11 protein-coding genes are annotated in these 13,971 nt (G+C 56.0%); 8 read left to right on the top strand and 3 right to left on the bottom strand.

The annotated features are described in order from the left end of the window. Nucleotides 1-29: 29 nt before the first annotated feature. The 4 genes from rstA to tus all read left to right on the top strand — a co-directional run bounded on the left by rstA (nt 30) and on the right by tus (nt 3,621). Nucleotides 30-746 (top strand): two-component system response regulator RstA, encoded by a 717-nt coding sequence (gene rstA / locus ABFI50_RS18760; RefSeq protein ID WP_347484792.1) that lies wholly within the window; start codon nt 30-32, stop codon nt 744-746. A gap of 237 nt (nt 747-983) precedes the next feature. Further along, nucleotides 984-1,244: a hypothetical protein gene (locus ABFI50_RS18755; RefSeq protein WP_014883594.1), complete on the top strand. Its 261-nt coding sequence runs from the start codon at nt 984-986 to the stop codon at nt 1,242-1,244. A 75-nt stretch (nt 1,245-1,319) separates the two neighbouring features. Next, entirely contained in the window at nt 1,320-2,618 is a 1,299-nt protein-coding gene (rstB, locus tag ABFI50_RS18750) for a two-component system sensor histidine kinase RstB (protein ID WP_014883593.1), read from the top strand. Between the two features lie 73 nt (nt 2,619-2,691). Further along, nucleotides 2,692-3,621, top strand: a complete 930-nt coding sequence (tus, locus tag ABFI50_RS18745; RefSeq protein ID WP_045282032.1) for a DNA replication terminus site-binding protein — start codon at nt 2,692-2,694, stop codon at nt 3,619-3,621. Here the strand turns inward: tus and fumC are convergent, their stop codons facing one another. Together fumC and fumA are read right to left on the bottom strand one after the other, a co-directional pair. After that, nucleotides 3,622-5,016 (bottom strand): class II fumarate hydratase, encoded by a 1,395-nt coding sequence (fumC, locus tag ABFI50_RS18740; protein ID WP_347484789.1) that lies wholly within the window; start codon nt 5,014-5,016, stop codon nt 3,622-3,624. 139 nt (nt 5,017-5,155) lie between these two features. Beyond that, nucleotides 5,156-6,802 carry a class I fumarate hydratase FumA gene (gene fumA / locus ABFI50_RS18735; protein WP_014883590.1) on the bottom strand — a complete coding sequence of 549 codons (1,647 nt, stop codon included), beginning with the start codon at nt 6,800-6,802 and terminating at the stop codon, nt 5,156-5,158. 199 nt (nt 6,803-7,001) lie between these two features. Here fumA and manA point away from each other — a divergent pair, with 199 nt between their 5' ends. Together manA and ABFI50_RS18725 are read left to right on the top strand one after the other, a co-directional pair. Then, a complete protein-coding gene (manA, locus tag ABFI50_RS18730; protein ID WP_014883589.1) occupies nt 7,002-8,177 on the top strand; it encodes a mannose-6-phosphate isomerase in 1,176 nt (391 codons plus the stop codon). A 99-nt stretch (nt 8,178-8,276) separates the two neighbouring features. Next, a complete protein-coding gene (locus tag ABFI50_RS18725) occupies nt 8,277-9,809 on the top strand; it encodes a YdgA family protein (protein ID WP_248082174.1) in 1,533 nt (510 codons plus the stop codon). Nucleotides 9,810-9,913: 104 nt separating this feature from the next. On the opposite strand, the gene ABFI50_RS18720 is transcribed toward ABFI50_RS18725, so the two are convergent. Further along, entirely contained in the window at nt 9,914-10,942 is a 1,029-nt protein-coding gene (locus tag ABFI50_RS18720; RefSeq protein WP_014883587.1) for a Mal regulon transcriptional regulator MalI, read from the bottom strand. A gap of 177 nt (nt 10,943-11,119) precedes the next feature. On the opposite strand from ABFI50_RS18720, the gene malX reads away from it, so the two are divergent. Both malX and ABFI50_RS18710 read left to right on the top strand, forming a co-directional pair. Next, nucleotides 11,120-12,712, top strand: coding sequence for a maltose/glucose-specific PTS transporter subunit IIBC (gene malX / locus ABFI50_RS18715; protein WP_045269488.1), 1,593 nt, complete (start codon nt 11,120-11,122; stop codon nt 12,710-12,712). A gap of 48 nt (nt 12,713-12,760) precedes the next feature. Further along, nucleotides 12,761-13,933 carry a MalY/PatB family protein gene (locus tag ABFI50_RS18710; protein WP_176260624.1) on the top strand — a complete coding sequence of 391 codons (1,173 nt, stop codon included), beginning with the start codon at nt 12,761-12,763 and terminating at the stop codon, nt 13,931-13,933. The last annotated feature ends 38 nt before the right edge of the window (nt 13,934-13,971 follow it).

The following is a 13,971-nucleotide window of genomic DNA, read 5'->3' as shown; positions in this document are numbered from 1 at the left end:
TTGGCTTTTTTCACGAAAACAGACGTTGTATGAATAAGATTGTTTATGTTGAAGACGAACCCGAAGTCGGGCAGTTGATCGCCGCCTATCTGGGCAAACATGATATGGACGTCATTGTTGAGCCTCGCGGCGATCGGGCCGAAGAGGTGGTCGTCCGTGAAAACCCGGACCTGGTGCTGCTGGATATCATGTTGCCTGGCAAAGACGGCATGACCCTCTGCCGCGACCTGCGCGCCCGCTGGGAAGGTCCTATCGTGTTGCTCACCTCTCTGGACAGCGATATGAACCATATCCTGTCGCTGGAGATGGGTGCCAACGATTACATTCTGAAAACCACACCGCCTGCCGTTCTGCTTGCCCGTCTGCGCCTGCATTTGCGCCAGCACGCAAGTGTCGAACGCGAATCGCCCGCCCCCTCTCTGACGCCGCACAAAGCGATGCGTTTTGGTACGCTGTCTATCGATCCGATCAACCGCCAGGTGCTGCTTTCCGGCGAGCTTATCGCCCTCTCCACCGCCGACTTTGACCTGCTGTGGGAACTGGCAACGCATGCCGGGCAAATCATGGACCGTGACGCGCTGCTGAAAAACCTGCGTGGCGTGAGCTATGACGGCATGGACCGCAGCGTCGACGTTGCGATTTCGCGCCTGCGCAAAAAGTTGCAGGATAATGCCACCGAGCCCTACCGCATTAAAACCGTGCGTAACAAAGGTTATCTGTTTGCCCCGCAAGCCTGGGAAACCTGATTACGCTCACCGGCTAACCAAACATGCTCGAAATGAAGGCATTACACCGCGATGCCTTCTCTTTCTCGCGTTTAATTACCCGTTTGCGCAACAAATACTTGCTAAGCACGCTATCTAATCCATAATTAAAGTTCAATTGTCTCTTCTTCAGGCCGCACCGGCCCCGCTACCTGCTCACACCTGTTCCGCACCTTCCCTCCCATGAAATCTTGAAATGAGGATTTAAGCCTATGAAATATGTATAGCTACCATGAAGTAGAAGCCATCAAAACCAATCTTGAATGGATTGTTAATCAGCTAACCTTTAAGCAATCCTCCCCCTCAGGTACCGACCTAAAAGCGCTCTTTGACCTGCTGGAACTGATTCAGTCTTACGAAATGCTCCTGGACTTAATCAGGGACTTCGGAACGGATGTGATTGATACGCACATTGCGGAAGGCCTGGCCGTCACGGAAAAACTCATCGCCAAGGTCAAAAGAAGTGCGCATGCAATGTAAGAGGCGTCACAGACATGAAAACAGGTGAGGTTTTTCATGTATATTCTGCCTATTGCGTTTTTCCGGTGAGATGGAATGAAAAAGCTGTTTGTGCAGTTTTATCTTTTACTGTTTGTCTGCTTCCTGGTCATGACCATGCTGGTCGGGCTGGTCTATAAATTTACCGCCGAACGTGCGGGCAGGCAGTCGCTGGACGATTTGATGAAAAGCTCGCTGTATCTGATGCGGAGCGAACTCAGAGAGATCCCGCCGCACGACTGGGCGAACACCCTCAAAGAACTCGATCTGAACCTGTCATTTGATTTACGCATCGAGCCATTAAAAGATTTCGAGTTAGATCCGCCCGCAATGCAGCGCCTGCGCGATGGCGATATCGTGGCGCTGGATGAGAAATACACCTTTATCCAGCGTATTCCGCGCAGCCATTATGTGCTGGCTGTCGGGCCGGTTCCTTATCTCTATTATCTTCACCAGATGCGCCTGCTGGACATGGCGTTGATGGCCTTTATCGCCATTTCGCTCGCGTTTCCGGTCTTTATCTGGATGCGTCCCCACTGGCAGGACATGCTGAAGCTGGAATCCGCCGCACAGCGTTTTGGCGAGGGGCATTTCACCGAGCGCATTCACTTCGACAGCGGTTCCAGCTTTGAACGACTGGGCGTGGCCTTTAACCAGATGGCCGATAACATCAATGCCCTGATCGCCAGTAAAAAACAGCTAATCGACGGTATTGCCCACGAGCTGCGCACGCCACTGGTTCGCCTGCGTTATCGTCTGGAGATGAGCGAGAATCTGACAGAAGCGGAGTCACTCGCGCTAAACCGCGATATTGGTCAGCTTGAAGCGCTGATTGAGGAGCTGCTCACCTACGCGCGCCTCGACCGCCCACAAAACGAGCTGAACCTCAGTGCGCCAGATCTGCCCGCCTGGCTGCAAACCCATATTGATGATGTCCAGAGCGTGAACCCGCAACGCACGCTGTTGACGCGCGTCACGCCCGGCGATTACGGCGCGCTCGATATGCGGCTGATGGAGCGCGTGCTTGATAACCTGCTGAACAACGCCATGCGCTACAGCGAAAGTACGCTACAGATTGGACTGGATTTGCAGGGTAACCAGGCAAGCCTGACAGTTGAAGACGATGGACCGGGAATTGCCCCGGAAGCACGAGAAACCGTATTTGAACCGTTTGTCCGCCTCGATCCCAGCCGCGATCGCGCCACCGGCGGGTGCGGACTGGGGCTGGCCATTGTTTACTCTATCGCGCAGGCCATGGGCGGCACGGTGCATTGTGAGGAGAGCGAACTCGGCGGCGCACGCTTCTGCTTTAACTGGCCGGTGTACCATAACATCGCCCTTCCCGTCCCTGTCTGACCTTAACCGCACGCTGGCCTGGCCCGGCGTGCTGTGCTATATGATAAGTATGTTGTAACTAATGAGAGTGCTTATGGCAACCTACGATCTCATCGAACGGCTGAACAGCACGTTCCGCGAAATAGAACACGAATTGCTGACGCTGACCGCGCGTTTACAGACCTGCCGCCTGCTGGCCGCGCGCGTCTTTACCCTGCCCGATATCGCCAAAGGCGCGGAGCACGATCCGCTCGACGCCATTGAGGTGAAGCAGCATATCGGCGGCGCCGCGCTTGAGCTGGCCCTGAAGCACTACCGCCACCTTTTTATTCAGCAGCAGTCGGAACAGCGCAGCAGCAAGGCGGCCGTGCGCCTGCCGGGCGTGATCTGCCTGCAAACCGATGCCACCACGCGCGAGGCGCTGGAAAACCAGATTGCGCATATCAACGCCCTGAAAGCAACGTTTGAGAAGATAGTGACCGAAGAGTCCGGCCTCGCTCCGGCCGCCCGGTTTGAGTGGGTGCACCGCCAGCTTCCGGGATTAATTACCCTTAATGCCTACCGCACGCTGACCGTACTGCGTCACCCCGCCACGCTGCGCTTCGGCTGGGCGAATAAGCACATCATTAAAAACTTCACCCGGGATGAGGTGCTGGCGCAGCTGGAAAAAAGTCTTAAGGCACCGCGTACCGTTGCACCGTGGTCGCGTGAACAGTGGATTGAGCGTCTGGAGCAGGAGTATCACAGCATCGCCTCGTTACCGGCGGATACGCGCCTCAAAATTAAGCGTCCGGTAAAGGTGCAGCCTATCGCTCGCGTCTGGTATTCCGGTCAGCAAAAACAGGTACAATATGCCTGCCCGACGCCGCTGATTGCGCTTTATGATGCCGATCAGGGTGCCATCGTGCCGGATATTGGTGAGCTGCTGAATTACGACGCTGAAAATGTTCAGCACCGTTATCGGCCTCAGGCGCAGCCGCTACAGCTGATTATTCCGCGGCTGCACCTGTATGTGGCGGGATGATTATTTCAGACTGCCGACCATCGCTTCCGGGCGAACCCAGGCGTCAAATTCCGCCTCCGTTAGATAACCCAGCGCCAGAGCGGCAGCTTTCAGCGTTAGCCCCTCTTTGTGCGCCTTTTTGGCGATCTCGGCGGCCTTGTCGTAGCCGATATGGGTATTGAGTGCGGTGACCAGCATCAGAGACTCATTCAGCAGCTGGCTGATGCGCTCGCGGTTTGGCTCTATGCCCACCGCACAATGCTCGTTAAAGCTCTCCATCCCGTCGGCCAGCAGACGAACAGATTGCAGCACGTTGTGAATCACCATAGGACGATAGACGTTCAGCTCGAAGTTGCCGGACGCGCCGCCCAGGTTAACGGCCACGTCGTTGCCCATCACCTGACAGCAGAGCATGGTCATGGCTTCGCACTGGGTCGGGTTGACTTTACCCGGCATGATAGAGCTGCCCGGCTCGTTTTCCGGAATGCTGATTTCACCGATACCGCAGCGCGGCCCTGAGGCCAGCCAGCGGACGTCGTTGGCAATTTTCATCAGCGAAGCCGCCAGACCTTTCAGCGCGCCGTGGGTGTGAACCAGCGCATCGCAGGTCGCCAGCGCTTCGAATTTATTGGGCGCCGTGACGAATGGCTGTCCGGTAATGGCCGCAAGCTCCTTCGCCACGCGCACCGCGTACTCAGGATGCGTATTTAACCCGGTACCGACCGCCGTGCCACCGAGCGCCAGCTCCGCCAGATGGGGCAAACTGTTCTCGATATGCTTCAGGTTATGTTCCAGCATCGCCACCCAGCCGGAAATCTCCTGACCGAGCGTCAGTGGCGTAGCGTCCTGAAGGTGAGTACGGCCAATTTTAACGATGTCGCGGAAGGCCTGCGCTTTCTCGTTGAGCGTGGTTTTGAGCACGTTGAGCTGCGGAATAAGCTGCTCGCTGATCGCGATCACCGCCGCTACGTGCATCGCCGTCGGGAAGACGTCGTTGGAACTCTGGCTTTTGTTAACGTCATCGTTCGGGTGGATCTTACGCTCCATGCCGCGCACGCCGCCCAGCAGTTCACTTGCCCGGTTCGCCAGCACTTCGTTCATGTTCATGTTGCTTTGGGTACCGGAACCGGTTTGCCAGATGGCGAGGGGAAATTCGTCGGGATGTTTACCGGCCAGCACTTCGTCGGCGGCATTAATGATCGCGGTGGCTTTATCTGCGCCCAGCAGGCCTAAATCCTGGTTTACTTTTGCCGCTGCACGTTTGGTGAGTGCCAGCGCCTGAATCAGCGAGACGGGCATTTTTTCGGTCGAAATACGGAAGTGCTCCAGCGAACGCTGGGTTTGCGCGCCCCATAGCTTGTCAGCCGGAACCTCGATTGCGCCCATAGAGTCTTTCTCATGGCGTACCGTTGTCATTACTTTCTCCTTGATAACACTGTCGGGATTGCTCACATGCTTAAGAGATAAGTATTGATGACTTCTGAGAAACGTTATGGCGCTTTGTGCGCTCTTCTTGGAGTCGGGTGGCGCTAACGCCACCCGACAAGGTTTTAACTTACTTCACACACGCTGAACACTGGGACGACTGGATTTGCTTGAAGAAGTCGTTACCTTTGTCATCCACCAGGATAAACGCCGGGAAATCTTCCACTTCAATTTTCCAGATGGCTTCCATACCCAGTTCCGGGTATTCCACGCATTCCAGGCTCTTGATACTGCCCTGCGCAAGGACCGCCGCCGGGCCGCCGATGCTGCCAAGGTAGAAACCGCCATGCTTATGGCATGCGTCCGTTACCTGCTGGCTACGGTTGCCTTTTGCCAGCATGATCATGCTGCCGCCGTTGGCCTGCAGCTGGTCAACGTAGGAGTCCATACGGCCCGCCGTGGTAGGACCTAACGAGCCGGAAGCATAGCCTTCAGGCGTTTTGGCCGGTCCTGCGTAGTAAATCGGGTGATCTTTAATGTACTGCGGCAGCCCTTCACCGTTATCCAGACGCTCTTTCAGCTTCGCGTGCGCAATGTCACGGCCGACGATAATCGTGCCGTTCAGAGAGAGGCGAGTCGACACCGGGTACTGAGAAAGCTGGGCCAGGATCTCTTTCATCGGACGGTTAAGGTCAACGCGAACCGCTTCCCCCTCACCCGCTTTACGCAGTTCTTCCGGGATGTATTTGCCTGGGTTGTTTTCCAGTTTTTCGATCCAGATGCCTTCGCGGTTGATCTTCGCCTTGATGTTGCGATCCGCAGAGCAGGAAACGCCCATGCCGACCGGGCAGGATGCACCGTGACGCGGCAGACGGATCACGCGCACGTCGTGAGCAAAGTATTTACCGCCAAACTGTGCGCCGAGCCCCAGGTTACGCGCTTCTTCCAGTAGCTCCTGCTCAAGCTGCACGTCGCGGAATGCCTGGCCGTGTTCATTACCTTCCGTTGGCAGACCGTCATAGTATTTGGTTGAGGCCAGTTTGACGGTTTTCAGCGTGCTCTCAGCCGAGGTACCGCCAATCACAAACGCGATGTGGTACGGCGGGCATGCAGCCGTACCGAGAGTACGCATTTTCTCGACCAGGTAGTTCTTCAGCTTGCCCGGGGTGAGCAGCGCTTTGGTTTCCTGGTAGAGATAGGTTTTGTTGGCCGAACCGCCGCCTTTGGCGATGCAGAGGAATTTGTACTCATCACCGTCGACGCTGTAGAGATCTATCTGTGCGGGCAGGTTGGTGCCGGTGTTGACCTCTTTGTACATATCCAGCGCCGCGTTTTGCGAGTAGCGCAGGTTATCTTCGGTATACGTGTTGTAAACACCGTGGGCCAGCGCCGCTTCATCACCGCCGCCGGTCCAGACGCGCTGGCCTTTTTTACCAACGATAATCGCCGTGCCGGTGTCCTGACAGGTTGGCAGAATGCCTTTCGCCGCGATATCGGAGTTACGCAGGAACTGCAGGGCAACGTATTTATCGTTCTCGCTGGCTTCCGGGTCGCTCAGAATATCGGCAACCTGCTGCTGGTGCGCAGGACGGAGCATAAACGAGGCGTCGTGGAAAGCGTGCTGCGCCAGCAGCGTCAGCGCCTGCGGATCCACCTTAAGGATCTCTTGACCTTCAAACTCAGAAACGGAGACGTGATCGCGGGTTAACAGGTAATACTCGGTCTGATCCTTACTGAGGGGGAAAGGATCCTGATAATGGAAGGGTTTATTCGACATTGTTCTCTCACTTACTGCTTCGGTCTGTTTATTCAGGGCAGATGTTCCGCTGCCCGGCTTAAAAGCGAGTCAGCTTATCCTACACAATTTTTTAACAAAAACTGAGACTAGTACGACTTTTTACATCCACAGGTTACTTCCATGTGGTTTATTGCTTTAATACCCGAAGTTAATTCCACAATTGAATCAGGGCTTGATAATGCAAAAACTCATTAACTCAGTGCAAAACTACGCCTGGGGAAGTAAAACTGCGTTAACGGATCTCTACGGTATCGCGAACCCGAACAACCTGCCGATGGCAGAACTGTGGATGGGGGCACACCCGAAGAGCAGCTCAAAAATTGCAGACGCCAGCGGCCAGGTACGCAGCCTGCGTGACGTGATCGACGCCGATAAATCCGCGCTGTTGGGCGACAACGTTGCTCAGCGCTTCGGTGAACTGCCGTTCCTGTTTAAAGTCCTGTGTGCCGACCAGCCGCTCTCCATCCAGGTTCACCCGAACAAAAAAGCCTCTGAAATCGGCTTTGCGAAAGAGAACGCGGCGGGTATCCCGTTAGATGCTGCCGAGCGTAACTACAAAGATCCGAATCACAAGCCGGAACTGGTCTTTGCGCTGACCCCGTTCCTGGCGATGAACGCATTCCGCGAATTTTCCGAGATCGTTTCCCTGTTGCAACCGGTCGCGGGTGCTAACAAGGCTATCGCCCACTTCCTTGAAAACCCGAATGCCGACGCGCTGAGCCAGCTGTTTGCCAGCCTGCTGAATATGCAGGGTGAAGAGAAATCTCACGCGCTGGCGGTGCTGAAAGCGACGCTGGACAGCCAGCACGGTGAACCGTGGGAAACCATCCGTCTGATTTCCGCGTTCTACCCGGACGACAGCGGCCTGTTCTCTCCCCTGCTGCTGAACGTGGTGAAACTGAACCCGGGCGAAGCGATGTTCCTGTTCGCGGAAACCCCGCACGCCTACCTGCAGGGCGTGGCGCTGGAGGTGATGGCCAACTCCGATAACGTGCTGCGCGCGGGCCTGACGCCGAAATATATCGATATTCCTGAGCTGGTTGCCAACGTGAAGTTTGTGGCAAAACCGGCAGGTGAGCTGCTCACCCAGCCTGTCAAAACAGGTGCAGAGCTGGACTTCCCGATCCCGGTGGACGATTTTGCCTTCTCCCTGCACGACCTGAGCCCGACCGAAACCACCATTGCGCAGGAGAGTGCAGCAATCCTGTTCTGTGTCGAAGGCGAAGCCACGCTGCACAAAGGTGAACAGCGTCTGGTACTTAAGCCCGGTGAGTCAGCGTTCGTTGCAGCGAATGAGTCTCCGGTTAGCGTAAGCGGCACCGGTCGCCTGGCGCGCGTTTTCAATAAGCTTTAAGCACTTACTGAATTTTTTAACAACTCTTGCTAAGCTAGTTGCAGGCTTAATATCTCCGGGCGGTTTTTACCGCCTGGTTTCATTTTAGGGATAGTCGCAATGAAAAAATCGGTCGTAGCGGTTGGAGTGATTGTAGCGTTAGGCGTGGTCTGGACGGGTGCCTCCTGGTTTACCGGGAAACAGCTGGAAGGCCGTCTGGCTGAGATGGTGGCACAGGCTAATGGAGAGATTAAGCGCAGCGCGCCGGAAGCAGGTCTGGAACTGAGCTATCAGAACTATCAGCGCGGCGTGTTCACCAGCCATATGCAGCTGGTGGTGAAGCCAGTGGCCGGTAATGAAAACGGCTGGCTGAAGCCAGGCCAGAGCGTGGTGCTGGATGAAGTGGTCAGCCACGGTCCGCTCCCGCTGGCACAGTTGAAATCGTTTAATCTGATACCGTCCATGGCATCAGTTCACACCGTGCTGGTGAATAACGACGTCACTAAACCGTTGTTTGACCTGGCAAAGAATGAATCCCCTTTCGACATTAACACCCGCATCAGCTACTCCGGTGATACCAGTTCCGATATTGCCCTAAAAGCGCTGAACTATGAGAAAGAGAATGAGAAAGTCGCCTTCAGCGGCGGCAATTTCAAAGTCGACGCGGATCGGGATGGCAATGTCTTCTCCCTGACGGGTGAAGCGGAAAGCGGCCTGGTCAACGCCGTAAACGAATACAACCAAAAAGTTCAGCTCACCTTCAATAAGCTGAAGGCCGACGGCAACAGCCGTATGACCGATTTTAAAGAGCGTATCGGCGATCAGACGCTCTCCGTTGATAAGATTGCTATCGCGATTGAAGGTAAAGAGATGGCCGTGCTGGAAGGCATGGACGTCAACGGCAAATCCGACGTTTCCAAAGACGGGAAAAGCATCAACACCCAGCTGGACTACTCGCTGAAAAGCCTGAAGGTACAGAACCAGGATCTGGGCACCGGCAAACTCTCGCTGAAGATCGGCAATATCGACGGCCAGGCGTGGCATGAATTTAGCCAGAAATACAGCAAAGAGAGCCAGGCGTTGCTGACCAATACCGCCCTGCAACAGAACCCGGAAGCGTATCAGCAGCAGGCGATGGCGGTGCTGTTCAACAACCTGCCGATCCTGCTGAAAGGCGAGCCGGTGATCACCGTTGCACCTCTGAGCTGGAAAAACAGCAAAGGCGAAACCAACTTCAACCTGTCTCTGTTCCTGAAAGATCCGGCAACCGCAACGGGTGAACCGCAGACGCTGGCGCAGGAAGTGGATCGCAGCGTGAAGTCCCTCGACAGCAAGCTGACTATCCCGATGGATATGGCAACCGAGTTTATGACCCAGATTGCGAAGCTGGAAGGCTACGGCGACGAAGACGCCGGTAAACTGGCGAACCAGCAGGTGAAAGGCCTGGCGGCGATGGGCCAGATGTTCCGCATCACGAAGGTGGAAAACAATACCATCTCCACCAGCCTGCAGTACACCAATGGTCAGGTTACGCTCAACGGCGACAAAATGCCGCTGGAAGACTTCGTCGGCATGTTTGGTATGCCGACGCTGGGGATGCCGGAACCGGCTGAACCCGCAGCGCCAGCCGAACCGGCGGCACCGCAGCAGTAAACGTCAAAACCCCTCATGCGAGGGGTTTTTTATTGCCGGGTGGCGCTGACGCTTACCCGGCCTACGATCGGGGGCCGTTGCCGCCGGGCGATGTGCAGAGGCGTTTATTTCACGGTGACCAGGCGCGCCGCCACAATCTGGTGCCCGGCCTGGACATCCGTATTCTCGATGCGCTGCATGATTCTGTCCGCCAGCGTATAACCCATCTCCCGCGCGGGAGTGGTGGCCCAGACGATCGGCAGGTCATCCAGCGCGTTTTCACCGACGTCGGCGAACGCCCCCAGCGAGACCTGATGGCCAAAGAAAGTTTCCACCCCGCCCTCACCGCTCTGCCGCCCGGCGCGGATCAGGCCAAACCAGGCCCCCATAGCAATCACATCGTTGTAGCAAATCACGGCGCTGATCGTCGGGTTGCTTCGCAACAGCGCATTTATCGCTTCAGCCGCTTTCTTCTGGCTGGACTCACATTCAACAACCCATTCACTGTGGAACGGCAGACCGTATTTGATCAACGTCGCGCAGTAGCCGCCGACCCGTTCGGCGCGGGTCAGGGACGAACTTTTACCCCCCAGCCAGGCAATGCGCTGATGACCGCGACGAATAAGATGCTCGGTCAACATTTGCGCGGCCTGCATGTTATCCGGGCGCAGCGTATCCGCTTCGTCCAGGTAGCTGGCGCGCGAAGCAAAGACCAGCGGCACGCCTTTTTCGGCGGCACGCTCGCACAGTTCGCTACCCACGCCCGACGCCCCGGCGACGATCACCCCGTCCACGCCCTGGTTGAGCAGCATATCCAGCCGGGAAAGGAGCTGATCGGCTTCGCGTCCGCCGTGCAGCAGAAAGACCATCCGCCCCTGCGCTTCAAGCGCTTCGGTTAACCCGGCGGTCAATTCTGCATAAAACGGAGACGTCAGATCCCGGACAATCAGGCCAATCACCCCGCTTTGTCCACCGCGCAGCGCCGACGCCTGGCGGTTACGCACAAAGCCTAATTGTTCAACCGCCTCGTTAACTCGCTGCCCGGTGGCAGGCGAGATGCGCCCTTTTCCGCTAAGCACCAGAGAAACGGTACTGACGGAGACCCCCGCCGCCAGCGCGACATCGTTGATGGTGATTTTTTTCGCTACAGCCATGTGTCGGCGTGACTCCCTGAAATGAGATCGGTAAAACGTTTTATCAATACGTTATCTTTATACTACCAGTCAAAGCCTGAGAATGTGATTTAGCGCGCACTAAACTTTGATAAAACGTTTTATCTTCTCGCAGCATTGAAGCAGATAAACTGATTTTAACAATAAAGGAGTCGTTTTATGACGGCGAAAGCAGCACAAAAAATATCGCTGTGGGAGTTTTTCCAGCAACTGGGTAAAACCTTTATGCTGCCCGTGGCACTCCTCTCGTTCTGTGGGATCATGCTCGGGATCGGTAGCTCACTGAGCAGTAAAGACGTCATTACCCTGATCCCGTTCCTCGGTACCCCCGTACTGCAGGCGATCTTCATCTGGATGAGTAAAGTCGGCTCCTTCGCATTTAGCTTCCTGCCTGTGATGTTCTGTATCGCTATCCCGCTGGGTCTGGCGCGCGAGAACAAAGGTGTGGCGGCGTTTGCCGGTTTTGTGGGTTACGCAGTGATGAACCTGGCGGTTAACTTCTGGCTGACCGCGAAAGGTATTCTGCCGACCACCGACGCTGCCGTGCTGAAAGCCAATAACATTCAGAGCGTGATTGGTATCCAGTCGATTGATACCGGGATCCTCGGCGCGGTGATCGCCGGGGTGATTATCTGGATGCTGCACGAGCGCTTCCACAATATTCGCCTGCCGGATGCCCTGGCCTTCTTCGGCGGTACCCGCTTTGTACCAATTATTACCCTGGTGGTGATGGGTCTGTTTGGTTTGATCATTCCGCTGATCTGGCCAGTCTTTGCGATGGGCATCAACGGTATTGGCCGCATCATTAACGGCGCGGGCGATTTTGGTCCGATGATCTTCGGTACCGGTGAGCGTCTGCTGCTGCCGTTTGGCCTGCAGCATATCCTGGTCGCCCTGATTCGCTTCACCGAAGCGGGCGGAACCATGGAGGTGTGCGGTCACGATGTGAGCGGCGCGCTGACCATCTTCCAGGCGCAGCTGAGCTGCCCGACCACTCATGGCTTCTCTGAAAGCGCCACCCGCTTCCTGTCTCAGGGTAAAATGCCAGCCTTCCTTGGCGGCCTGCCGGGTGCGGCACTGGCGATGTACCACTGCGCGCGTCCGGAAAACCGCCATAAAATTAAAGGGCTGCTGATCTCCGGCGTGATCGCCTGCGTCGTCGGCGGGACCACTGAACCTATCGAATTCCTGTTCCTGTTTGTTGCGCCGGTGCTGTATCTCATCCACGCCGTGCTGACCGGTCTGGGCTTTACCGTCATGGCGGTGCTGGGCGTCACTATCGGTAATACCGACGGCAACGTGATTGACTTCGTGGTGTTCGGTATCCTGCATGGTCTTTCCACCAAGTGGTATCTGGTACCGGTCGTGGCGGCCATCTGGTTTGCGGTGTACTACGGCATCTTCCGCTTCGCCATTACCCGCTTCAACCTGAAAACGCCAGGCCGTGATGTTGAAACAGCCACCAGCGTCGAACAGGCAGTTGCAGGAACCGTGGGCAAATCCGGCTATAACACCCCTGCCATTCTGGCGGCGCTGGGCGGTGCGGATAACATTACCTCGCTGGATAACTGCATTACCCGCCTGCGTTTGTCGGTGGCGGATATGTCAAAAGTGGATACCAACGCCCTGAAAGCCAACCGGGCGATCGGCGTGGTACAGTTAAATCAGCACAATTTGCAGGTGGTTATCGGCCCGCAGGTACAGTCGGTGAAAGATGAGCTGGCAACCCTGATGCGAACAGTAGAAGCCTGATGCCCCGCCCCCTCGCTCTGAGGGGGTTTTACTTAAAGGACTCACGTGATGTTTGATTTCTCTACCGTCGTGGATCGTCACGGCACCTGGTGTACACAGTGGGACTACGTCGCCGACCGTTTTGGCGCGCCCGACCTGCTGCCCTTCACCATCTCGGATATGGATTTCGCCACCGCCCCCTGCATTACTGACGCGCTGCATCAGCGCATCAACCACGGCGTGTTTGGCTACAGCCGCTGGAAAAACGATGAATTTCTCGCCGCCGTCGCGTACTGGTTCCGCCAGCGCTTTAACAGCCACATTGATACCGAAACCATCGTGTATGGCCCTTCCGTCATCTACATGGTGTCCGAGCTGATTCGTCTCTGGTCCGCTCCTGGCGACGGCGTGGTGGTGCACACCCCGGCATACGATGCGTTTTACAAAGCCATTGAAGGCAATGGGCGTCATGTGGTGCCGGTTGAGATGGAAAAGCATGCTTCTGGCTGGCTGGGCAATATGGCCGCTCTGGAAGCGGCACTGGCGAAACCGGAAAATAGAATCCTGCTCCTGTGCAGCCCGCAAAACCCAACCGGTAAGGTTTGGACGCGCGAAGAATTGACCCACATGGCAGAGTTGTGCGAGCGCCATAACGTTGCTGTCATCAGCGATGAAATTCATATGGACATGGTGTGGGGTGCGCATCGTCACACGCCGTGGAATGAGGTGGCGCGCGGCAAATGGGCGCTGCTAACCTCCGGCTCGAAAAGCTTTAATATCCCGGCGCTGACGGGCGCTTACGGCCTGATAGGTGAAGAAGAGAGTCGTAACGGCTATCTCGGCGCCTTAAAAGGCCGGGACGGACTCTCTTCCCCCTCCGTACTGGCACTGACGGCGCATATCGCCGCTTACCAGCAGGGAGCACCGTGGCTGGATGCCCTAAGGCACTATCTCGAAGAAAATCTGCTGTATATCGCGCAGGAATTAAACAGTGCTTTTCCGAAACTGTACTGGCAGCCGCCGGAGGCCACCTATCTGGCCTGGGTTGATCTGCGCCCGCTAAATATTGATGACCGCGCGCTACAAAAAGTACTGATTGAGCACCAAAAAGTGGCCATCATGCCGGGATATACCTACGGAAACGAAGGTAACGGTTTCGTGCGCCTGAACGCAGGCTGCCCGCGTAGCAAGCTGGAACTAGGGGTGAAACGCCTCATTGCCGGAATTAACACGCTCCTGTAATCAGTTTGCGCAACGGAATATTCCCTTGCGCAAATAGC

It is taken from the genome of Enterobacter sp. HNDS-6, assembly GCF_039850505.1.
Taxonomy (GTDB): Bacteria; Pseudomonadota; Gammaproteobacteria; order Enterobacterales; family Enterobacteriaceae; genus Enterobacter; species Enterobacter kobei.
The sequence above is the reverse complement of the archived record's forward strand: the minus strand, read 5'-3'. Positions and strand labels throughout refer to the sequence as shown.